The sequence below is a fragment of the Candidatus Polarisedimenticolaceae bacterium genome, from assembly GCA_036376135.1.
GTDB lineage: Bacteria > Acidobacteriota > Polarisedimenticolia > Polarisedimenticolales > DASRJG01 > DASVAW01.
Window position 1 is genome coordinate 79,842 of the sequence record DASVAW010000164.1, and the last position, 22,506, is coordinate 102,347.

The 22,506-nt window shown below is 70.8% G+C and carries 13 protein-coding genes; 7 read left to right on the forward strand and 6 right to left on the reverse strand.

Annotated features, from left to right (window positions below; translation table 11 throughout):
- Positions 1-45 precede the first annotated feature (45 nt).
- From VF139_17780 to VF139_17795, 4 genes are read left to right on the forward strand one after another with little or no spacing between them, the layout of a single operon-like run.
- Positions 46-3,705 (forward strand): S8 family serine peptidase, encoded by a 3,660-nt coding sequence (locus VF139_17780; GenBank protein ID HEX6853251.1) that lies wholly within the window; start codon positions 46-48, stop codon positions 3,703-3,705.
- 10 nt (positions 3,706-3,715) lie between these two features.
- Positions 3,716-6,844: a S8 family serine peptidase gene (locus VF139_17785; GenBank protein HEX6853252.1), complete on the forward strand. Its 3,129-nt coding sequence runs from the start codon at positions 3,716-3,718 to the stop codon at positions 6,842-6,844.
- Positions 6,845-6,896: 52 nt separating this feature from the next.
- A complete protein-coding gene (locus VF139_17790; GenBank protein HEX6853253.1) occupies positions 6,897-10,073 on the forward strand; it encodes a two-component regulator propeller domain-containing protein in 3,177 nt (1,058 codons plus the stop codon).
- Positions 10,070-10,723, forward strand: a complete 654-nt coding sequence (locus VF139_17795; protein HEX6853254.1) for a response regulator transcription factor — start codon at positions 10,070-10,072, stop codon at positions 10,721-10,723. The genes VF139_17790 and VF139_17795 overlap by 4 nt, the downstream gene beginning before the upstream one ends.
- Before the next feature lie 63 nt (positions 10,724-10,786).
- Here the strand turns inward: VF139_17795 and VF139_17800 are convergent, their stop codons facing one another.
- On the reverse strand, positions 10,787-11,281 hold the full coding sequence (locus tag VF139_17800) for a hypothetical protein (protein ID HEX6853255.1): 495 nt from the start codon (positions 11,279-11,281) through the stop codon (positions 10,787-10,789).
- 74 nt (positions 11,282-11,355) lie between these two features.
- Here VF139_17800 and VF139_17805 point away from each other — a divergent pair, with 74 nt between their 5' ends.
- A complete protein-coding gene (locus VF139_17805) occupies positions 11,356-13,014 on the forward strand; it encodes a family 20 glycosylhydrolase (GenBank protein ID HEX6853256.1) in 1,659 nt (552 codons plus the stop codon).
- Positions 13,015-13,140: 126 nt separating this feature from the next.
- Here the strand turns inward: VF139_17805 and VF139_17810 are convergent, their stop codons facing one another.
- From VF139_17810 to VF139_17825, 4 genes are read right to left on the reverse strand one after another with little or no spacing between them, the layout of a single operon-like run.
- A complete protein-coding gene (locus tag VF139_17810; protein ID HEX6853257.1) occupies positions 13,141-14,040 on the reverse strand; it encodes an NAD-dependent epimerase/dehydratase family protein in 900 nt (299 codons plus the stop codon).
- A gap of 11 nt (positions 14,041-14,051) precedes the next feature.
- Positions 14,052-14,561, reverse strand: a complete 510-nt coding sequence (locus VF139_17815; GenBank protein ID HEX6853258.1) for a zinc ribbon domain-containing protein — start codon at positions 14,559-14,561, stop codon at positions 14,052-14,054.
- Positions 14,562-14,580: 19 nt separating this feature from the next.
- Positions 14,581-15,105 (reverse strand): hypothetical protein, encoded by a 525-nt coding sequence (locus VF139_17820; GenBank protein HEX6853259.1) that lies wholly within the window; start codon positions 15,103-15,105, stop codon positions 14,581-14,583.
- A gap of 30 nt (positions 15,106-15,135) precedes the next feature.
- Complete coding sequence (locus tag VF139_17825) at positions 15,136-16,089, reverse strand: DMT family transporter (protein HEX6853260.1); 954 nt, start codon at positions 16,087-16,089, stop codon at positions 15,136-15,138.
- A 25-nt stretch (positions 16,090-16,114) separates the two neighbouring features.
- Here VF139_17825 and VF139_17830 point away from each other — a divergent pair, with 25 nt between their 5' ends.
- Positions 16,115-17,206: a hypothetical protein gene (locus VF139_17830; protein HEX6853261.1), complete on the forward strand. Its 1,092-nt coding sequence runs from the start codon at positions 16,115-16,117 to the stop codon at positions 17,204-17,206.
- 81 nt (positions 17,207-17,287) lie between these two features.
- Here VF139_17830 and VF139_17835 read toward each other — a convergent pair whose 3' ends face one another.
- Entirely contained in the window at positions 17,288-18,490 is a 1,203-nt protein-coding gene (locus VF139_17835) for an ABC transporter permease (protein HEX6853262.1), read from the reverse strand.
- A 74-nt stretch (positions 18,491-18,564) separates the two neighbouring features.
- On the opposite strand from VF139_17835, the gene VF139_17840 reads away from it, so the two are divergent.
- Positions 18,565-22,482, forward strand: coding sequence for a S8 family serine peptidase (locus tag VF139_17840; GenBank protein HEX6853263.1), 3,918 nt, complete (start codon positions 18,565-18,567; stop codon positions 22,480-22,482).
- Positions 22,483-22,506: the final 24 nt, after the last annotated feature.

Genomic DNA, 22,506 nt, shown 5'->3' on the forward strand with positions numbered 1-22,506 from the left:
CCGCCGCCGTTGTCGTTAAGTGAGGCTCGAGGGCGGGTGTTCATCGTGAGTCGAAACTCCGGGCTTGCGGTCGCGTGCGTGGTCCTGCTCGGCACGGCCGCGCTCGCCGCCCCTGCGGACCACACCCTCCGTCTCGGCGGGTTCGCCTTCGATCCGAAGGTGCAGTCGCCGGCGCTCCCCGACGGGTGGAGCCGCTCACACGCGACCGCGCCGGACCTTCACCTCGTGCAGTTCGACGGGGCGATCCCCGGCGACGCCCTCGATCGTCTCCGTGCGGCCAGCGTCGAGCCGGTTCGCTACGTCCACCCCGACACCTACGTCGTCTGGGGGCGTGCCGCCGATCGGGACGCGCTCCGCGGCGCGGCGAGGATCCGCTGGACGGGGGACTTCGCGCCGGCCTACCGCGTCCTGTCGCCGTGGCGCGAGCGTTCGGGCGAGATGCTCGACATGAGGGTGCTGATCTACCGCGGCGCGGGGGTCGACGCCGTCGCCTCGGCGCTCTCGCGGCTCGGGACCGAGATCGGCGCGCGCACGATCGTCGACGACACGTTCGCCGTCGCCGGCTTCCGTCTGCCTGGGGCGCTCATGCGTTTCGCGGCGGCGATCCCGGGGGTCTACTCGATCCAGCCGCTTCACGGGGAGTGGGCCTCGCGTGCCGAGGTCTCCGACGAGATCAACGTCAACTACGTGGACGAGCTCAACGTCGCGTACCCCGGGTATCAGGGCTGGTTGTCGTTCGTCGGCCTGAGCGGCGTCGGGGTCACGGTCGCCGTCGTCGACGAGGGGGTGGATGAGGGCCATCCCGATCTGGAGGGGAGCCGCCTCGCGTGCATCGGGGCCACCTGCACCGCAGCCGGGAGCCGTCACGGCACCCACGTCGCGGGCATCGTGACCGGCAGCGGCGCGAGCGGCATCACCGACGCCAACGGCTTCCTGCGGGGACTGGGCGTCGCTCCGGAGTCGAGCATCCTCGAGCAGGAGTTCATCCAGTTCAAGTTCGTCCCCGGCGGCGTCTTCGAGCTGATCTCCGACTCGTCCCGCAACGGGGCGACGATCTCGAACAACAGCTGGGGAACGTCGTCGACGGCGCGCGGGTACGACGCCGACGCGATGATGATCGACGCGGGAGTGCGGGACGCCGACCCGACGACGCCCGGCAATCAGCCCCTTCTCTACGTGCAGGCGCTCGGGAACGGCAACGGAGGCGTCTCGTCGCAGGGGACGCCCGACGAGGCCAAGAACGTCGTCGTCGTCGGCTCGACCTGGGCGGTCAACCTCGCGGACGGGAATCCGAATCCGAACATCGACAGCCTCTCCGACAACAGCGCGCACGGCCCCGCCCTCGACGGGCGGCGGATCCCGCATCTGGTCGCACCCGGGTGTCACGTCGATTCGACGTTCCCCGACGTCGGCGCGGGATACGAACACGGCCTGCTCTGCGGAACCTCGATGGCGGCGCCGCAGGTCTCGGGAGCGGCCGCACTCTTCACGCAGTACTACCGCGGTCTCCCGGCGGTCGCGGGCGACCCCAGCCCGGCCCTCGTCAAGGCGGCGCTGCTCGCGACGGCGCGCGACCTCGCGGGGAACCAGGACGCGGACGGCGTGACGATGGGGCACCGCCCCGACGACAAGCAGGGTTGGGGACGGATGGATCTCGACGCGCTCGTGCGACCGCCTGCCGGGTCCGTCCTCTACTACGACCAGGCGCGGGTCTTCGAGGAGAGCGGGGAGAACTGGCTGCGGGAGGTCGTCCCGGTGAACCCGGCCGAGCCGATGCGGATCCAGCTCGTCTGGACCGACGCCCCGGGACCCGGCCTCGGCGGCAACACGCCGGCGTGGAACAACGACCTCGACCTCGTGGTCGAGTCCGGCGGCAACACTTACCGGGGCAACGTCTTCGGCGCCGACGGCTGGTCCGTGACGGGCGGAGTCGCCGACGGAAAGAACAACGCCGAGGGGGTCGCCTTCGCGGTCCCGCCCGGGCAGGCCACGATCCGCGTCGTCGCGTCGAACCTCAACTCCGACGGCGTACCCCGATTCGGAGACGCGATCGACCAGGACTTCGCCCTGGTGTGCCGCAACTGCGCCTACGCGCCGGGATTCGACCTCGACCCGCGCCCGGTCACCGCCGACGTGTGCGCCCCCGCCGCCGGACGCTTCACGGTGGAAGTCGAGGCGCTGTCCGGCTACGCGACCCCGGTCACGCTGTCGCTCGTGAACCTCCCGCCGGGGATGAGCCACGGTTTCGACGTCAACCCCGTCGCTCCCGGCGCATCCTCGACCCTGACGGTCGGGCCCGGCGCCGTCGGCGACGGGAACTACACGATGCGCCTGGACGGCGACGCGGCCGGGCTTCACCGCGAGCATCCGCTCTACCTTCACCTCCGCACCGCGTCGCCGGCGGCGGCGGCGCTAAGCGCACCCACGGCGGGGGCCACGGACGTCTCGCCGCAGCCCACCCTGGAGTGGGCGGCGGTTCCGTGGGCGGCCAGCTACGTCGTCGAGGTCTCGGCCGATCCGACGTTCCAGACCGTCTTCTACAGCGCCGCGACGACGACCCCGACGCACAAGGTGGAGCAGATCCTCGCGCAGGGCGTCACGTACCACTGGCGCGTCCGTTCCCGGAACGTCTGCGGCTTCGGACCCTTCTCGCCGACGTGGAGCTTCACGACGCGCAACGTGCCGCCCGTCCTCCTCGTCGACGACGACTGGGACTACTGGGGGGACTTCCAGGCCGACTACGTCGCCGCGATGAACGCCCTGCCTCTTTCCCCCTACTTCTACCCGGTCACCTACGACGTCTGGGACGTCTACGCCGTCATGCAGCAGGAGGAGCCGGACCTGTCGACGCTCGCGCTCTACGAGAAGGTGATCTGGTGGTCCGGGAGGGAGGACTTCTACCCCGGCCCCGACGACTTCTCCGAGCTCGAGCTGCAGCGGTGGTTCGACCGGAAGGGGGGCTGTCTGTTCCTCAGCAGCTCCGACTACGTCTTCGCGCAGGGCGGAGTGAACGACTTCATGCGGCAGCGCCTGGGCGTCGGCTCCGTGGTGCAGGACACCGGCAAGAGCCAGGTGACCGGACAGGGAACGGTCTTCGGCGGCCTGGGCACGATCACGCTCAAGAACCTGGCCGAGGACTACTCGGATACGGTCTCCCCGGACGCGACGAGCGAGCTGGCCTTCTCTTCGACCACCGGCAACGCCGGCGTGGACAGGAACGGCGCCCACTACCGCACCGCGTTCCTGGGCTTCGGCGCGGAGCGTCTCTTCCGGAACACGGATCGCGAGAAGACGCTGTTGCGCTTCCTGCAGTGGTGCGACGGCCTCGCGGCCGTCGACGGCGACGGGGACGGCGTGGCCAACGCCCAGGACTGCGACGCCGGCGACGCCGCCGTCTGGACCGCCCCGTCCGCGGTGACCGACCTGCGGCTGGCCAAGGGCGTCACCGGGTTCGACTGGAGCACGCCGCAGAGCGCGGCCAACGCCGTTTACGACCTTCTGCGCACGGGCGACGCCGCGGATTTCTGGAACGCGACCTGCGTCGCCTCCGGCACGCCGGAGACGTCGGTGCCCGCGGCCTGGGACACGGAACCGGCTCCCGGACAGATCCTCTTCTACCTGGTCCGCGCGCGCAGTGCCTGCGGGACGGCGCCGATGGGCACTTCGAGCAACGGAACACCGCGGCAGGGAACGGCCTGCGAATGAGGGAGACGCCATGAGGTCGGTGATCCTCGGTCTGGGAAGCCTCGCGATCGCGGGGGCGCTCGTCTCCTCCGTCGCCGGGACGGTTGCGCTCCGCTCCGGCACCGTCGACGCGAGCCGGACCGCGACCGCCGGAGCGTCCGGGCGCTGGATCGTGCGCTTCCAGCGGGCCCCCGGCTGGCTCGAGCGCGGCGCGCTCGAGACGGCGGGAGCGCGGGTCGAAGCGCCGCTTCCGGGACAGGCGTACCTCGTGACCGTGCCCGCCGGACGCTCGGTGAACCTCGCGTCGATCGCCGGGGTCGATTGGGCCGTGCCGTACCTGCCGCAGGACAAGATCGCGCCGGAGATCGGCGCCGCGACGGGGTCGGAGGCGATCCCCGTCGTCGTTCACCTCTTCCCCGACGCCGACCCGCACGCCGTCGCGGCCGAGCTGCGCGCCGCGGGGCTGCGCGTCGAGGGCTCGAGTCGCGGCGGACGCTTCGGACGGCTCGTGATCCTCTCGGGCGTGGACGAGGCGCGGGGAATCGCGGCGACGCTGGCGGAGCGCGGCGACGTCTTCTGGATCGGCCTGCGCGGCCGGCGCACCCTCCAGAACGATCAGGCGATCTGGGTGGGACAGTCCGGCCTCAACGCCGGCCAGACGACCCCGGTCTTCAACCGCGGCCTCTACGGCGAGGGGCAGATCGCCGCCGTCCTCGACACCGGGCTCGACGCGGACATGTGCTACTTCCGGGACGGCGCCCTCGGCCTGCCGCTGACCAACACCGGCTCCGGCACGGCGGTGGACCCGAACCACCGCAAGGTCCTGGCGGTCGATTTCCTCTGGAGCGCCGACGATCCTCTCGACCCCGCCGATTGGGACAACCAGGGGCACGGATCCCACGTGGCGGGGACGCTCGCGGGGGACAACCTCGCCAACCCGATCGTGCACGACACCGCGGATGGCCACGCCCCCGCGGCCAAGCTCGTGATCCAGGACGCCGGCTACGCCGCCGACAGCTGCGGCGACCTCCCCGGGATCGGCTGCCCCGTCGGCGACCTCATCCCGGTCTTCCAGCAGGCGTACACGCAGGGGGCGCGGGTCCACTCGAACTCGTGGAACGACAACGAGAACGGGGCGGTGCAGAACAACTACACCGACGCCTCGGTGGACGTCGACGAGTTCATGTGGAGCCACCCCGACTTCCTGATCGTCTTCGCCTGCGGCAACAACGTGCTCGGCGGGGTCGGGACGATGGGAAGTCCCTCGACCGCCAAGAACGGAATGGCCACCGGCGGAACGTACAACGGCACGAGCGCGAGTTATCTATCCGACATCTCGGCGTGGGGGCCGACGGCCGACGGGCGCATCAAGCCCGACGTCGTCTTCCCCGGCGCGAGCATCCAGTCCGCGCAGAACGACACGAACACAGGGACGAACAACTGCGGGACCGGCGGCTCGACCGGCACCTCGATGACCGCCCCCGCGGTCTCGGGGCTGGCCCTGCTGACCCGCGAGTACTTCGTGAAGGGCTGGTACCCGACCGGGGCGCCGGTCCCGGCGAACGCCGTCGCGCCCAGCGCGGCGCTGGTCAAGGCGATGCTCGTCAACTCGGCGGTTGCGATCTCGTTCGACGCGGAAGGGCGCCCGATCACGATCCCTTCGAACGAGCAGGGCTGGGGGCGCGTGCTGCTCGACAACGTCCTCCACTTCGCCGGCGACAAGCGCGGGTTGTGGGTCGCCGACGACGCGGGCGACTTCACGTCGCCCACCGACGCCCCGGTGATCTACCAGCTCCAGGTGCAGACGAACGGCGAGCCGCTGAAGGTGACCCTCGCCTGGACCGACTACCCCTCGACCCCGGCGGCCGCGACGAACCTCGTCAACGACCTCGACCTGCGCGTGGACGGCCCCAGCGGCGGCTTCTGGGGGAACCACTTCTTCCAGGGGGTGTCGCGAGTGGGGGGAGGCCCCGACCGGCTGAACAACCTCGAGCAGGTTCTGATCGCCAATCCGGCCCCGGGGAACTACGCGATCCAGATCTCGCCGCACGCGATCCCCTCCGGACCGCAGTCGTTCTCCCTCGTCGTCACCGGGGGGACGTTCTCGGTGACCTCCGGTCCGCACCCGTCCCACTGGTCGCACGTCGTGGACGACACCGGGCCGAACGGGAACGGGGACGGCGTGCTGGACCCCGGCGAGTCGGCGAAGATCCAGGTCACGCTGCGCAACGCCGGGGACGCCCCCGCGCAGTCGGTGCTCGGCTACCTCTACTCCGCCTATCCGAATCTGCTGAAGGTCTACGACGGCGTCGCCTCGTACGCCGACATGGCGGTCGGGGCGCAGGCGGGCTCCGCAGCACCGCACTACGACGTCACCCTCGAGCCCTCGGCGGCCTGCGGGCAGATCCTGGGCGCGAACATGGGGATCACGGGGAGCGGGTTCGAGGTCGGCAGCGCGTTCACGCTCGACATCGGGACGTACGCGAAGAGCTACCCGTACCCCGGCGCGTCGGCCGCCATCCCGCGGAACAACACGACCGGGATCACCCAGTCGCTCACCGTGCCGGTCACCTTCCCGCTCACCGAAGCGGACGTGACCGTCAACATCGATCACCCGAACATCGCGGAGCTGGACGTCCTCTTCTACCGCCCCGGAACGAGCAACCCGCCGGTGTACCTCCACAACAACTCGAGGCCGGGCGTTTCCGGCATCCACACGACGTACGACGAGCTGACCCAGCCGGACGGCCCGGGCTCCCTCGACGACTTCGTCGGCGGGGAACCCCAGGGAACCTGGCGGCTCAAGGCCGTGAGCAGCGGCAACGCGAACGGCACGCTGCAGAACTGGACCGTCCACCTCAAGAGCAACATCCCGTTCAACTGCACCCCGCGCTCGTGCGGCCAGGGGGTCCCCACCGCCGTCGGGAACACGCTCACGGTGAACAAGTCCGGAGCCGCCGACGTGCAGCTGGGCTGGGTCGGCGTGGGCGCGTCGAACTACAACGTCTGGCGCTCGGCCGATCCGCAGTTCGGGAGCGCGACCTTCCGCGGCGCGACGGGTGGGCCGACCACGTGGGTCGACGCCGGGGCCGGGTCGTTGCCGGGCGTGCACTTCTACCTCGTCCGGTCGGTGAACGCGTGCCGGTGGGAAAGCCCCTGACGCCACGCTGCGACCTTTGTGTGTATAAGGAAGGTCGCAAGCGAGGGGGTAGGTGGTTCCATCCTGCATCGCGGCCACCGCATTGGTGTTTGCGCTGGCGACGCCGGCCGTCCACGTCGCTCCCGACCTGCACTTCGAGCGGATCGGCAGTGAAGGAGGCCCTCCGCCCGCGGTGATCACCGCGCTCCATCAGGACAAGGCGGGGTTCCTCTGGGTCGGCTCCCGCAACGGGCTGCTCCGATTCGACGGGTACGGGTGGGAGAGCTTCCAGCACGACCCCTCCGATCCCGGCTCGATCGCGGACAACACGGTCCGGACCATCTACGAGGAGCCCGACGGCACCTTGTGGTTCGGGACCAACGCAGGGGGCCTCGACCGGTTCGACCCGGCGACCCGGTCGTTCGTGCACCACCGTCACGACGGCGCCGACCCGCGCTCGCTCAGCCATCCCAGCGTCTACACGATCCTCCGGGACCGGAACGGCACGTTGTGGGTGGGGACGCAGAAGGGACTCAACCGGCAGGACGCCGGGACACAGGGGTGGACCCGAGTCTTCGCGTCCGGTCCCGAGGGACTGACGAGCGACTACATCCTGACGGTCTACGAGGACCGCGCGGGACGCCTCTGGGTCGGAACCCTCGACGGGGGGCTTTGTCTTTGGGACCCGAAGGCCGAGCGCTTCACCGCGTTCCGCCACGACCCGACCGATCCGACGTCGATCGTGGGGGACCGCGTCTTCGCCCTGCTCGAGGACGACGCCGGCCACCTCTGGGTCGGCACGTTGCAGGGGCTCACCCGGATGAACCCCGAACTGGGGAGCTTCCAAACCGTGAGCGACTCGACCGCGATCCCGGGACGACGCGAGCCCGCGCTCGTGACCGCGATCGTCGCCGGCCCCCCGGGCCGCCTCTGGGTCGGCACCCACGGCCGGGGACTCGGCCTCGTCGACACGGCGAACCTGGAGATGCGCTTCTGGCGCCAGGATCCCGCCCGTCGCGACTCGCTGACCGAGGACAAGATCCTCGCGCTGCTCCCCGATCGCGCGGGGGCGCTCTGGATCGGGACGTGGGGCGGCGGCCTCAACCGACTTTCGCCCGTCTCGCAACGTTTCGACGGGCCGGGGGGCGGCGGATTCCCTCCCTCCGACGTCCGCGACCGCGACGTGACGGCGCTCCTCGACGATGGGCGCGGCGGGGCTTGGGTCGGGACGCGGACCGGCTTCGCCCTCCGCCTCGATCCCGCCACGGGCAAGCGGACGATCCTCTACCGAGGCGGTGCCGAGGGGATCTCACGGATCATCATCGATCTGGAACTGGACCGGCGAGGGGGGCTCTGGATCGCGTCGAGCGGGAGTCTCGAGCGCGTCGATCCCGCCTCGGGGGAGGCTCGGATCTGGGAGCACGACCCCGCGGACCCGACGAGCCTGGGACCGGGGTACGTGACCGCGGTCTTCGAGGACCGTGCCGGACAGATCTGGGTCGGAACCGGTGAAGGGGGGCTGCAGCGTCTCGACGCGGGCGGGCGCGTCGTGCAGCGGATCCGCTCCGATTCCGCCGACCCGGGGAGCCTGAGCGACGACTACGTCACCACCATACTCGAGGACCGTCGCGGGAAGCTCTGGGTCGGAACGCGCTCGGGGGGGCTCAACGAGGTCGATCCCCGGACGGGTCGTGCGCGGCGGTTCCTCCCGGTCGCCGAGGATCCTTCGAGCCTGGGCCACCGTTACGTGACCTCCCTCCTCGAGGACGCACGGGGGGACCTGTGGGTGGGAACGGGCGGGGGCGGATTGAACCGGCTCGTCCGCGCGGAAGACGGGGGGATCCGGTTCGAGCGCGTGACCGAACGGGACGGGCTCATCGACGACGACGTCACCGCGCTCCTCGAGGACGACGACGGGACGTTGTGGGTCTCGACGCGAAGGGGACTCTCCCGGCTCCACATCGAGCGGAAGGCGTTCACCAACCTCTTCGTGTCGGACGGCCTCCCCTCCGCAGAATTCGAATCGGGCTCCGGCGCGCGCAGCGGCTCGCGCCTCTATCTCGGGACCGTCCGGGGTCTGGTCGAGCTCGCGGCCGGGACGCCGTTCGTGGAGTCCCCGGCATCTCCGGTCGTCGTCCGGTCGGTCCGCAACGGCGAAGGGGAGATCCGCTTCGCGGGCGGCGTGGAGATCCCCTACGGCGAGTGGCTGTCGGTCGAGTTCGTCGTCCTCGACTTCAACCCCGAGCGAGACCACGCCTACGCGTACCGTCTCGCCGACGACTGGATCGACCTCGGCGCGCGACGCGAGATCACCTTCACTTCGCTCCAGCCGGGAACCCACGAGCTCCGGGTCCGCGGCCGGAACAGCCAGGGGGTCTGGGGCGAGGCTTCCGGACCGCTGCGGATCACGGTGGTGCCCCCGTTCTGGATGACGCTGCCGTTCCGGGTGCTGGTGGCGATGCTCGTGCTGGCCGCGGCGTTCGGCGTGCACTGGCGGCGCACCTCGGTGCTCGAGCGGCGCAACCGCGAGCTGATGGAGCTCCACCGCCAGCGCGAGAAGGCCCGGCAGGAGCTCGACGACGCGTATCAGCGCCTGCGCCGTCTGACGCGACGCCTCGAGGCGGCGAAGGAGGACGAGCGGCAGCGGATCGCGCGCGAGCTCCACGACGAGATGGGGCCGTCGCTGACCGCGGTGATCATCAACCTGCAGCTCCTCTCCACGCAGCGGGGCACGGAGTCGTTCGCGCGGCGGATCGAGGACTCGGTCGACCTGGTCGATCGCATGATCCAGCGCATCCGCGACATCTCGCTGGACCTGAGGCCGCCGCTCATCGACGAGCTGGGGCTCGCGGCCGCCCTCTCCGGGTACCTCGAGAGCGTCTCGGAGCGCACGGGCATGCGGATCGACCTGCAGGGGGACAAGGACCTCGGGCCGCTGCCCGCGCACGTCCCGATGACGGCGTTCCGCGTCGTCCAGGAGTCGGTCACGAACGTCCTGCGCCATGCCGGCGCCGCGCGCATCGAGGTCACGGTCCGCCGGGACGGCGCGCGCCTCGATCTGAGGGTCGAGGACGACGGCAGGGGATTCGACGTCGAGGAGACGATGCAGCGCGCCGCGACCGGACGGGCGCTCGGCCTGCTCGGGATGCAGGAACGCGTCGGCATGCTCCACGGGGACATCCGGATCGATTCGAGCCCCGGAGGGGGCACCCGCGTGCACGTCCGGCTGCCGCTGGCGGAGGCCGCATGAAGAAGATCCGCGTGCTGTTGGCCGACGACCACACGCTGGTCCGCGCCGGAATCCGTTCGTTGCTCGAGACGATGGACGAGGTCGAGGTGGTCGCGGAGTCGGGGGACGGTCACGAGGCGCTCGAGCTGATCGACCGCCATCGCCCCGACCTCGCGCTCCTGGACATCGGCATGCCCGGTCTCAACGGGATCGAGATCGCGCGACGCGTCTCGCGGACCGCCTCGAAGACCAAGGTCGTGATCCTCTCGATGTACGACGACAAGACCCACGTGCAGCAGGCGATCCGCGCAGGCGTCGCGGGATACCTCCTCAAGGGGGCCGCCGTCGCCGAGCTCCCGCTCGCGGTCGCGGCCGTGATGGCGGGGCAGACCTATCTCACCCCCAAGGTCCAGCGTTACGTCGTGGACGGATTCCTCCAGGAGGAGCCGATCGGCGTCGATCCGCTCGAGGGCCTCACCCAGCGCCAGCGCGAGATCCTCCAGCTCGTCGCCGAGGGGCGCTCCACCAAGGAGATCGCGGGGATCCTCGACGTGAGCATCAAGACCATCGAGACCCACCGCGCGCGGCTCATGGAGCGCCTGGACATCCACGACGTTCCCGGCCTCGTGCGATTCGCGATCCGCTCCGGACTCGTGTCGTCGGAAGGGTGAGCCGCGCGTCGCGCCCGCCGCGGCAGCCGTTGCGGCGGCGGAGGTTCCATCCTCGAGGACGCTTCACCGCCGCGCGCCCGCCGGTTTCCTCGCGTAGATCCCGTCGAACGACGTCGTCCAGCTCTTCCCGCCGTCGGTGGACGTCTCCCAGTGCTGGCGTACCGTTCCGTCCGGGCGCGGCGTCCAGCGGATGCGTTGCTTCGCGGGCGTGCCGTCGGGAGCGGGAGCCTCGCCTTCGAGGACCATCGCGTCTCCCTTCATCCCTCCGGTGAGAAGGAGCGCGCCGCCGTCGTTGCCGATCCAGGCCTGCGTCCACTTCCCGGTGTTCTTGTCGTAGAAGTTCAGCGACTCGCCGCGAGAGGCCTTCACGCTCGTCCAGTTCTCGTGCAACGCGCACCCTCCCTGGACGACGTCGATGCGGTTGGTGCCGACCTTCTTCCCGGACGGGTCGCTCACCTCCCAGTCCCCCGCCCAGAAGTCGAACTGCCGGAACTCCGGGGCGGAGCACGGCGCGGGAGGGGAGCCGGCGGCGAGCAGGACGACGAGCGCGAGAGTCATGGGGACCTCCGGGCGACCGACCGTGCGATAGTGCCTCCCGTTCGGCGCCGCTCATGCAGCCGACTGGAGTGTGGATGCCGCTGGTCCTCGTTCCCCGTCCCCGTCGCATCGACTTCCGGGAGGGGCGCCACGTACCGTCCCGCGAGCCGCTCGAGCCGATCCTCGACCCGACCCTCGACGTGAGGGCGCAGGGATACACGCTCGCGATCGAGCCGGGGCGTGTCGTCGCCGTGGCCAGGGACGGCGGCGGGATCCGCAACGCGCGCGCGACCTGGGCGCAGATCGCGGCGCAGGCGGACTCCGACGGGACGGTGCCGTGCCTTTCGATCGCCGACTGGCCCGACTTCCCGCGACGCGGGGTGATGCTCGACATCAGCCGCGACAAGGTCCCGACGAACGCGACGCTGAAGGGGCTGATCGATCTCCTCGCGGGATGGAAGGTCAACGAGCTGCAGCTCTACATGGAGCACACCTTCGCGTACCGCGGGCATCGCGAGGTGTGGGAGCACGCGTCGCCGCTCGACGCCGAGGAGATCGAGGAGCTCGACGCGTATTGCCGCGAGCGGGGGATCGAGCTCGTTCCCAACCAGAACTCGTTCGGCCACATGGAGCGGTGGCTCGGGCATCCGCGCTACGCCGACCTCGCGGAGGTCCCGTACACCCCGGCGCAGAGGGAGCAGGGGGAGGATCCCGGGTATCGCAGCCTGTGTCCGGTGGACCCGCGATCGATCGAGCTGATCGCATCGCTTTACCGCGAGCTGCTTCCCTGTTTCACGAGCGGGGAGCTCAACGTGGGGTGCGACGAGACGATCGACCTCGGCAAGGGCAGGAGCGCCGACGCGGTGGCGCGGCTGGGGGCGGGGAGGGTCTACCTCGACTTCCTTCGGCAGATCCACGCCGAGGTCTCGCGCCACCGCAGGACGATGCTCTTCTGGGGGGACATCATCCTGAATCACCCGGACCTGATCCGGGAGCTGCCCTCCGACGCGATCGCGCTGAACTGGGGGTACGAGGCCGACCATCCCTTCGACGCCGAGGGGAGCAGGTTCGCTCGGGCGGGGATCGCGTATCGCGTCTGCCCGGGGACGTCCTCGTGGCTGTCGCTGGGCGGGCGGACCGACAACGCGATCGGGAACCTGCGTTCCGCGGCGGAGAACGGGCTGCGCCACGGCGCGGGCGGGTACTTGATCACCGACTGGGGGGACTTCGGACACTGGCAGCCGCTGCCCGTCTCGTTCCTCGGTCTCGCGTACGGCGCCGCGGTGTCGTGGTGCCTCGAGGCGAACCGCGATCTGGACCTGCGCGCGGTCGTCGGCGAGACGGCGTACGACCTCGGCAACGTCTACCGGGAGACGGGGGTCGTCCTGAAGAACGCCTCCGTCCTCGCGATCCTGCTTCTCTTCCCCGATCGGTCGATGACGGAGGGGCGCCTGGCGGAGCTGACGATCGAGGGGCTCGAGCGGGCCGCCGCGGCGATCCCCCCGACCGACGACCCGGAGCTCGGGCTCGCGGCGAGCCTGATGCGCCACGCCTGCCGCTTCGGCATCGCGCGCAAGCGCGCGCCGGACCACCGGGTCGAGTCGATCCTCCACGGCGAGCGCCTCGTGCTCGCCTACGATCTCGACCGGATCCTCGCGGAATACCGCCGCCTCTGGCTCACGCGCAATCGCCCCGGCGGTCTCGACGACAGCGTCGCGCGGATGGAACGGCTGCTGGCGCGTTACCGCGCGTGAAAATGGGGACAGCAACCCATTTCCAGTAGGGACAGTCACCGTACGACCTCAGCCCCGTAACGTGGGCTTTGGGGCTGAGGTCGTACGGTGACTGTCCCTACTGGAAATGGGTTGCTGTCCCCATTTTCACGCCTGAGCCGCGCGCCAGCTCGCGAGGTACGTGGCGACCTCGTCGACGAAGCCGCCGTGCCTGGGCTGCCAGCCGAGCAGCCTCACCGCCTTGCGCGAGTCGACGTGCTGATCGAGGGCGAGGCATTCGGCCATGGGGCCGTACGACTTCGCCGCCTCGGAGATCGTGAGGTGCTCGATCGGTCCCGTGTACCCCGCCGCGCGCGCCGCCGCCCCGGCCATGCCGTTCACCGTGTGACGGGACCGGTCCGTGAAGTGGAACAACTCGCCGCCGAGCCCGCTCTCGACGGCGCGCACGTACCCTTCCGCGAGGTCGTCGACGTGGACCATCGCCCAGCGGTTCCGACCGTCGCCCACGACCGACAACCCGCCGGAGACGGCCCCGGCGAAGAGCAGTCCGGTGAGCCCGCCCTGGTGACCGTACACGAGGCCCGGGCGCAGGACGAGGCCCTTGGCGTGCGTCGCCGCGAGGACGCTGCGCTCGACCTCGGGACGATGGGCGACGAGGGCGGGAGGGTGCGGGACGCTCGTCTCGTCGACGGCGTCGGTCCCCGTGTCGCCGCTGACCCAGACCCCGCTCGTGTAGACGACCGTCTTGGGGCCGGGACCGTGTTTCGCCGCGTCGAGCAGCGTCGCGACGGTCGCGCGGTCGAGCGCGACCGTATCGGCCTGGTAGTCGACGGCCGCGTGGATCAGGACCGACGCCGATTCGGCTACCGGGCGCCAGATGGAGGCGTCCTGCAAGGTTCCGATCACGGGGCGGATCTCGTTCTCGACGAGCCGGCGCGCCTTCCCTTCGCTGCGGGCGAGTCCGACGACCTCGTGCCCGGCGCGCCGGAAGGCCCGCGCGACGTTGTAGCCGATGTAACCGGTGGCGCCGGTGACGAAGACCTTCATCGCGATCTCTCCTAGAGCTCGTACAGCTCGGGATCGGTCCGCGGCGGGAGGAACCGCCGCGCCAGCTTGGACGCGGAGGGTTTCCCGCCGCCGGGCTCGCCGAGGAAGGGGTCCTCGGCGTCGAGGGCGTCGCCGTACTCCGCGTCGATGGCGTCGGGGTCCTCTCCGGCCTCCATCCGTTTCAGCGCCTCCGCGAGCACGCCGCCGACGGGCAGCCCCGCGGTCTCGTACAGGCGGCGCATGAGGCGCGCGGCGCCGCGGGGGTCGTTTTCGTCCACCGAGTCGAGCTCGCCCGCGAGGGAGGCCATCGCCTGCTCGAGTTTCGCGTCGTCCACCCCGTCGGGAAGGTCCCCGTCCGGCTTCTCCTCGAGGCCGCGGGAGACCGCGAAACGCGACGGCCGGCGCTCGAGCCCGGGTTTCCCGCACTTCGGGCAGTCCGGACGCTTGTCCGTGTTCACGGAGCGGGAGAGGAAGCTGAAGACCGTGTGGCAATCCGCGCAGTAGAACTCGTAGATCGGCATCGGTCGCGACTCCGGAGCCTCAGGCCGAACGATCCGCGAGCAACGGGGCGAGCCCGCCCCAGGTGTCGGGGTCGAGGGCGAGAAGCGTGGCGAGGTAGAGGTCGACCTCCGCGGCGTCGAATCCCTTCGAGAGCGCCGCGACGGCCTTCGCGAGCGCGGGGGCCTCCGGCGCCTTCAGCTCGTGGTCCTCGGCGATGAGCCCGTCGGCGTGCGGAACGCCCAACGCGTCGAGGAAGGCGGCCAGGATCGGGCGGCGCTGCTCGAGGTGGAGCGCGAGAAGCAGCGACGAGGCGAGGTTCTCGGTCGGGCTCCCGATCTTCGCGAGGTAGGCCGCGCGTTTGTCGACCGGGAGCTGCCGGACCATCGCGTCGCGGAACCGCATCGCCGTCGCGATCGTCAGGTCGGCCTCGCGTTTGGTCGGGGCCTGCCCCCAGTCGTGGGCGTAGAGCGAGCGAGCGGCGAGCAGGCGCGCGTCGGGGTCGAGGGCCGACCACAGGCGCAGCGGGGACAGGCGATCGATCGAGATCCGTTCGAGCAGCGACATGGGCGAGGGCCTCCGGGCGAAGCGGGGAGTTTACAACCCGGCGGCGGACGATGTCGACGCGCGATCGCGCGCGGCGCCGAGCTCCGCGACGAGGTTCCCCGCGAGCAGCGCCGCCCCGCCGACCCACAACCAGCGGTCCATCGCGCCGAGGCCCAGGTGGATCGAGACCATGGCCGCCCAGACCGGCTCCAGGGCGTACACGACCGCGGCGCGCACGGGGTCGAGGTCGCGCTGGAAGAGGTTCATCAGCGACAGCGCGACGACCGTCGCGAGCCCGCAGGACAGGAGCAGAGGCGTCGCGAAGGCCGGATCGATCGCGAGCGTCACGAGGTCGCGGACGCCGGGACCTCCCGGAGCCGCCACCGCCGCTGCGGTGAGGCCGATCGCCCCGAGCGACGTCGCCGCGAAGGACACGGTCGTGATCGGCAGCGGCGCGGCGGCTTTCGTGACCGCGTCGGTCGCCAGGATGTGCATCGCGAAGACTGCGGCGCTGGCGACGGTGAGCCACTCGGCGGTGCCGAAGGTCAGCTGCGGCGGGCCGTTGATGAACCCGGCGCCGAAGGTCGCGAGCACGACGCCGCCCACGAGCGCCGGGCGCAGCCGATGGGTCGCCCGCAGCGCGATCCACGCCGCGGTGAAGACGACGTAGAGGCTGGTCAGGAACGCCGACACCGCGGGGGTGACCCCCTGCAACCCGGCCATCTGCAGGACGAACCCCGCGAGGAGCAGGGCGCCGAGAAGGCCGCCCCCGCGAAGGACCGGCCCGTCGAAGCCGCGGCGCGCCGCGGGAACGGCGAGCATCAGGATCGCCGCGAGCCCGAAGCGCAGCGCCACGAACCAGGCGATGGCGAGCAGGCCCCGGCCGGGACCCCATGCCGCCTCGGCGGCGTTGAGGGACTGCTTCATCCAGGAAAACGTCCAGCCCCAGATCACGGTGACGGCGAGGAGAGCGAGGAGCGGCTTCGCGGCTGACGGTGCGGGCATCGGGCTCATGCTACCTTCCGCCGCCATGGCGAGCCCCAGCTACCGACCCCCCGACTTCGACCAGCCCCGATTCGCCTCCGCTCCCGAGGCGCGGTTCGAGCCGTGCCCCGCGGACGGCGTCCTTCCGGAGGGGTTCTTCTCGACCTCGAATCTCCCGACCTACGTGAAGCTCTCGGGCCGCTGGGTCATGCCGTCGCGGCCCCGGATGGACTGCGTGATCACCCGGCGAGGCGAGGGTGTCGAGGTGATCGAGCCGCGGCGCCTGAAGCGGGGCGAGCCCGTGGCCATGGGGGAGCACGAGGACGCGAGCGCGGGAATCTACGTCCACGCCGAGGGGTTCCTCGCCGCGGCGACTCCCGGAGCCGGTGCGAGCGAGTTCAAGTTCATGTCGACGGAAGTCAGCCGCGAGCGCCCGGTCAACTACGAGACCCTGGCCTGGCGGCTGATCGAGGAGCGCCGGAAGGGCGGCCACGTCTTGTGGGTCGCGGGGCCGGCCGTCGTCCACTCCCGCGCGCGCCACGACTTCGAGTGGTTCATCGCGAACGGCTACGTCGGCGCGTTCCTCGCGGGGAACGCGGTCGCCGTTCACGACATCGAGGCGGCGATCTACGGGACGACTCTCGGGATGGATCACAAGGGGAACCCCACCGAGGGCGGCCACGGCCTGCACATGCGCGCGATCAACCGGATCCGCGCGGTCGGCTCGATCGAGAAGGCCGTCGAGCAGGGGATCGTCCGGAGCGGGATCATGCACGCGCTCGTCGCCAACGAGGTCCCCTACGTGCTCGCGGGCTCGATCCGCGACGACGGCCCGCTTCCCGGAGTTTACAGCGACGGCCAGGCGGCGCAGGACGCGATGCGCGAGCACGCGGTGAAGGCGACGGGGGCGATCTTCATCGCGACCGCGCTCCACGCGATCGCCGTCGGAAACATGCTCCCCGCGTTCCATTGCCACTACGACGGCGTCCCGACCGAGCTGATGACGATCTGCGTGGACCAGACCGAGTTCGTCGTCAACAAGCTCAAGGACCGCGGAACCCACCAGGCCTACGGCGTCGTCACCAACGCCCAGGACTTCATGCACGTCCTGCGGCTGTTCGTCGAGAAGCTGCATTAAGAGGGGACTGTCCCTCTTTTCCCCTCCGACCCCGAAGGCGCCTGTTACGGGGTCGGAGGGGAAAAGAGGGACTGTCCCCCCTTACTCCGCGCGCAGCGCCTCGACCGGATCCAGCGACGCCGCGCGCCGCGCCGGGAGCGCGCCGCTGGCGAGCCCGACCACGACGCTGACGGCGATCGCCGCGACGACGAAGGTGAGCGGAGTGACGACCGGCAGCGCGGGCACCGCGAGTCGCAGCGCGCGGGCGATCCCCATCCCCGTGGCGACGCCGATCGCGCCGCCGGCGCCGGCGAGGAGCGCGGCTTCGGTGAGGAACAACGCGAGGACCTGACGGCGGCCCGCCCCCAGCGCGATGGCGAGTCCGATCTCGGAGGTTCGCTCGCTGACCGAGATCCACATCATCGTGAGGATCCCCAGCGCGCCGACGAGGAGCGAGATCCCGCCGATCCCGCCGACCGCGACGTTGACGATGTCCATCACGCGCCCGAGGACCGAGATCATCTCGTCCTGCGTGACGATCGTGAAGTCCTCCTCGCCGTCGTGGCGGGCGAGCATGACGCGACGGATCCCCTCGGCGACCTCGGCGGAGGATCGGCGCTCGTCGAACAACACGTCGATCTCGACGAGCTCGTCCCGGTTGAACGCCTTGAGGGCGCGGCCGATGGGGATGTAGGCGGTGTCGTCCAGGTCGAAGGAGAGGAACCGCCCCTTCGGCTCGAGGATCCCGATCACCTGGTAGCGGTCGCCGCCGATCCGCACGTAGCGGCCGAGGGCGTTCTCGTCGCCGAAGAGCTCCTTCCTGAGCTTCTGGCCGAGGACCGCGACGGGGGCGCCCCGCCGGGGGTCGGAGGGGGGAATGAACCGTCCCTGGCGCACGCCGAACTTCCAGACCTCGGGGACGGCGTCGTTGACGCCGTAGACGTAGACGCTCCGCCCGCGCGGCCCGTTCTCGACGCGCGCCATGCCCAGGGCGAGCGGCACCACGCGCTTCACCCCCGGCACGCGCTCGAGGGCGAGGGCGTCCTCGACGGTCAGCTTCTTCACGGTGCTCACGACCGAGCCCGGGACGCCGGTGGTCTTGATCTTCCCCGGGGTGACGGCGAGCAGGTTGGTCCCGAACTGCGTGAACTCCGCGAGGATGAACGTGCGCGTCCCCTCGCCGATGGAGGTCAGGAGGATCACCGAGGCGATCCCGATGACGATGCCGAGGGTGGTCAGTCCCGAACGCAGGCGGTGGGCCGCGATCGAGCCCCAGGCGAGGCGGAAGAGGTCGCGAATCCGCACGGACGCATCGTAGCGCTTGAGTGCGGGCCCCGGATCGACGTATACAGAGGTACCCCCGGTTTCGAGGAGCTCCCATGTTCTTCCGTCGCGCCCTGCCGGTCCTCGTTCTTGCCGTCTGCCTTCCGGCCGCTCTCGCCGCCGGTCCCGAGTACCCCTCCGGGCTGCGGCCGCCGCTGGCGCAGGTCCTCGAGGCCTCGGCGCCCGACGCGCTCGTGCCGGTGAGCATCGTGCTGAAGGACCAGGTTTCCGCCGAGCGCATGCGGGAGGCGGCGAAGGGGTTCGAGCGGCGTGCGGGGCGGCGTCAGGTCGCGGCCCTCCTCAAGGAAACGGCGCAGGCGACGCAGGCGCCCCTGCTCGGGCGGCTGCGCGCCCTCGAGCTCGAGGGGAAGGTCTCCCGCATCCGTCCACTGTGGATCGGGAACATCGTGGGCGTGGACGCGACCCCCGAGGTGATCCGCGCGATCGCCGCGCGCCCCGAGGTCGCGTGGGTCAACCACAACCCGAAGACCGACGTGTCTCTCGACAAGTTCACCCCGGCGCCGCCGGCGTTTCCCACGGTCGAGCCGAGAGGGTTCGAGGAGATCGAGTGCGGCGTCGGATTGATGCGCGCCCCCGAAGTCTGGAACGAATTCGGGAACACCGGCGAGGGCGCGGTCGTCGCGGTGATCGACTCGGGCGTCTGCTGGACGCACAGCGACATCGCGAACCAGATCTGGGTCAACCCGGGCGAGGACCTCGACCACGACGGCGTCGTCATGGACGGCGACGACCTGAACGGCGTGGACAACGACGGCAACGGATTCGTCGACGACCTGATCGGCTGGGACTTCGACCAGCTCGACAACCAGCCCTCCGACGACAACTCGCACGGCTCGCACTGCGCGGGGACGGTCGCCGGCGACGGCACGGCGGGGACCCAGACCGGCATGGCCCCCGACGCCAAGATCATGGTCGTGCGCGTCGGGCTCAACTTCTCCGACGAGGTCGACGTCTGGAATGCGATGCAGTACGCCGCCGACAACGGCGCCGACGCGATCTCGATGTCCCTGGGCTGGCCGCACAACCAGAACCCCGATCGGGCGACCTGGCGGCAGAACTGCGAGGCGACGATCGAGGCGGGGACCGCGATGGTCATCGCCGCGGGGAACGAGGGGTGGGGCGCCGAGCCCGACAACATCCGCACCCCCGGGGACGTCCCCCGCGTGATCACCGTCGCGGCGACCGACTGCTCGGACAACATCACCGGTTTCTCGTCGCGTGGACCCGTCTCGTGGTCGACCGTGGCGCCGTTCAACGACTGGCCGTTCCCGCCGGGGCTCGTGAAGCCCGACGTGGCGGCCCCCGGCGACAACACCAAGAGCCACAACGTCTGCAACGGGTACTCGTTCAAGAGCGGCACGTCGATGGCGACGCCGCACGTCGCGGGCGCGGTCGCGCTGATGGTCTCGGCGAGCCCGGGGCTCGGCCACGACGACATCAAGCAGATCCTCGAGGAATCGGCGATCGACCGCGGGGCGGCGGGGAAGGACAACGAATACGGCTCCGGCCGCGTGGACGCCTACGCGGCGGTGCAGAACGTCGCGAATCCCGACGGGCGGGTGCGCATCAAGGAGGCCTCGGCCTCGTGCCAGGGGTCGTTGAGCCTCACGCTCGCCGACTCCGACCTCAAGGGCCTCGGGACGCACGCGGTCCAGGCGTTCTCCTCGACCGAGGCGGCGTTCGAGTCGGTGGTGCTGACCGAGACCGGCCCGACCTCGGGGGTGTTCAAGGGGACGCTGGCGACCGACGGCGGGGGGGTCGCGGCCGACGGGAAGGTGCAGGTGCGGGACGGCGACGTGATCACCGTCCGCTACGTCGACGCCGACGACGGCAAGGGGGGGACGAACGTCGTCAAGACGGCGACGGCGGCGGCGGACTGCCGCGGCCCTTCGATCTCGCAGGTCGGGGAGACGAACGTCTCCGACGTCGCGGCGACGATCGTCTGGCAGACCGACGAGGCGTCGGGCTCCGTCGTGACCTGGGGCGAGACGAAACCTCCGGGATCGACCTCGAGCACCGGCGGGTTGACGACCTCGCACAGCGTGAGCCTCTCGGGGCTCCAGTCGTGCACCGTGTACTGGTACCGGGTCAGCTCGACCGACGCCCCGGGGAACGTCGCCTCCGACGACAACGGCGGGCTCTACCACTCCTTCGAAACCCTCGGGGACTTCGGCGACGGCCTGCAGCCCTGCCACGCCGGCAAGCTCTCGCTCGCGCGCAACGTCTACGACTGCGCCGACGCGGTGCCGGTCAAGGTGATCGACATCGATCTCAATCTCTCCGCGGCCGTCGCCGACGTCGTGCAGGTTCAGGTGTCGTCGACGAGCCAGCCGACCCCGGAGACGATCGTCCTGACCGAGACGGGACCGAACACCGCCCAGTTCGTGGGCACGGTCCCGACCTCCTCGGGCGCGCCGGTTCCCGGGGACGGCGTGCTGCAGGTGAGCGGCGGGGACGTGATCTCCGCGACCTACCACGACGGGAACGACGGGACGGGTTCGCCCGCCGTCTCGTTCGCGAGCGCCGACGTCGATTGCTCCGGGCCGCAGTTCTCCCAGGTTCGCGTCACCGACGTCACCGACGACAGCGCGATCGTGCGCTGGACGACGCAGGAGCCGTCGACCTCGCGGGTGGACTGGGGCCCGACGGCGGCGCTCGGGAACGTCGCGCAGAGCGCGACGCTCACCACGTCCCACGCCTTGACGATCGGAACGCTCGCCGAGTGCGGGCGGTTCCACTTTCGCGTGACCTCCTCCGACACCTACGGGAACACGCGCGTGCTCGATGCGTCGGGGGCGCCGTTCCAGTTCAACGCCGGGATGATCCCGGGGATCTACCGCGAGAATTTCGACGCCTCGCACGGCTGGACCCTCGAAGGGGAGTGGCAGGTCACCGGCCCGCAGGGGAGGGGCACGAGCCCCGGCGACCCGACGGCGGCGTTCACCGGCGCCAGCGTGCTCGGGCTCGACCTCACCGGACTCGGCGCGAAGCCGGGGGATTACGAGCTGAACTCGGATACGCGGGCGATCAGCCCCGTGCTGAACGGCTCGGCGCTGACCGGCGGGCGGATCAAGTTCCGGCGCTGGCTCAACGTCGGCGGCGGCGGGATCGCTTACGTCGAGGTGAAGCAGGGGAACACCTGGGTGACCGCCTGGACGAACCAGGGGGCCGCCGGGGTGACCGAATCGGCGTGGTCGCTGCAGACGGTGGACATCAGCCCGTGGGCCGACGGGAACGCCAACCTCCAGATCGCGTTCCGTGTGAGGGCGGGGCTCAGCGGCTCGTCGAACCGCGCCGGCTGGAACGTCGACCGGTTCGTCGTGAAGGGGACGAACACGCCGGAGTTCGACGCGTGCGGCGGCTGCGGAGGGGCTCCGACCTTCGCCGGTCTCGAGTCGGTGCGCGACCTCCACGGCTGCGCCGACACCGGCGTCGAGTTGACCTGGAGCATCGCGCCGTCATGGGGCACCGGCCGCGGCGGGACCTATTCGGTATTCCGCTCGACCGACCCGGGCTTCATCCCGTCGGCGTCGAACCGGATCGCCTCCGGGATCGCCGCCACGACATGGACCGACGCCGCCGCGCCGAACGACGTCCCCCTCTACTACGTCGTCCGCGCGGAGAACGACGAGACGTGCGGCGGCGGGCCCGCGAACGGCGGGGTCGTCGACGCCAACCTCGTCAGGGTCGCGGCGGTCGACGCCACGAGCCAGCCCGATCCGGGGGACGTCGCCGGCACCCTGCGCGTCGACCCGGTCAACGCCTCGCAACTGCGCCTGAGCTGGGCGGCCCAGCCCGGCGCGGGGAAATACGTCATCTACCGGGCGGACTCCCCCGCGGGACCGTTCGTGGAACGGGCCGAGACGAGCGCGACCTTCTGGGACGATCGAGACGAGCTCGGAAACGCCAACCCGCGTTTCTACAAGGTCGTCTCCATGACCGTCTGCGACTAACGAAAAGGGGTCAGGCCCCTTTTT

What these genes read in the sequence shown, in the direction of transcription:
- VF139_17795 (HEX6853254.1), top strand. Translation starts at nt 10,070, where the DNA reads ATGAAGAAGATCCGCGTGCTGTTGGCCGACGACCACACGCTGGTCCGC.
- VF139_17805 (HEX6853256.1), top strand. Translation starts at nt 11,356, where the DNA reads ATGCCGCTGGTCCTCGTTCCCCGTCCCCGTCGCATCGACTTCCGGGAG.
- VF139_17815 (HEX6853258.1), bottom strand. Translation starts at nt 14,561, where the DNA reads ATGCCGATCTACGAGTTCTACTGCGCGGATTGCCACACGGTCTTCAGC.
- VF139_17830 (HEX6853261.1), top strand. Translation starts at nt 16,115, where the DNA reads ATGGCGAGCCCCAGCTACCGACCCCCCGACTTCGACCAGCCCCGATTC.
- VF139_17800 (HEX6853255.1), bottom strand. Translation starts at nt 11,281, where the DNA reads ATGACTCTCGCGCTCGTCGTCCTGCTCGCCGCCGGCTCCCCTCCCGCG.
- VF139_17810 (HEX6853257.1), bottom strand. Translation starts at nt 14,040, where the DNA reads ATGAAGGTCTTCGTCACCGGCGCCACCGGTTACATCGGCTACAACGTC.
- VF139_17825 (HEX6853260.1), bottom strand. Translation starts at nt 16,089, where the DNA reads ATGCCCGCACCGTCAGCCGCGAAGCCGCTCCTCGCTCTCCTCGCCGTC.
- VF139_17840 (HEX6853263.1), top strand. Translation starts at nt 18,565, where the DNA reads ATGTTCTTCCGTCGCGCCCTGCCGGTCCTCGTTCTTGCCGTCTGCCTT.
- VF139_17785 (HEX6853252.1), top strand. Translation starts at nt 3,716, where the DNA reads ATGAGGTCGGTGATCCTCGGTCTGGGAAGCCTCGCGATCGCGGGGGCG.
- VF139_17820 (HEX6853259.1), bottom strand. Translation starts at nt 15,105, where the DNA reads ATGTCGCTGCTCGAACGGATCTCGATCGATCGCCTGTCCCCGCTGCGC.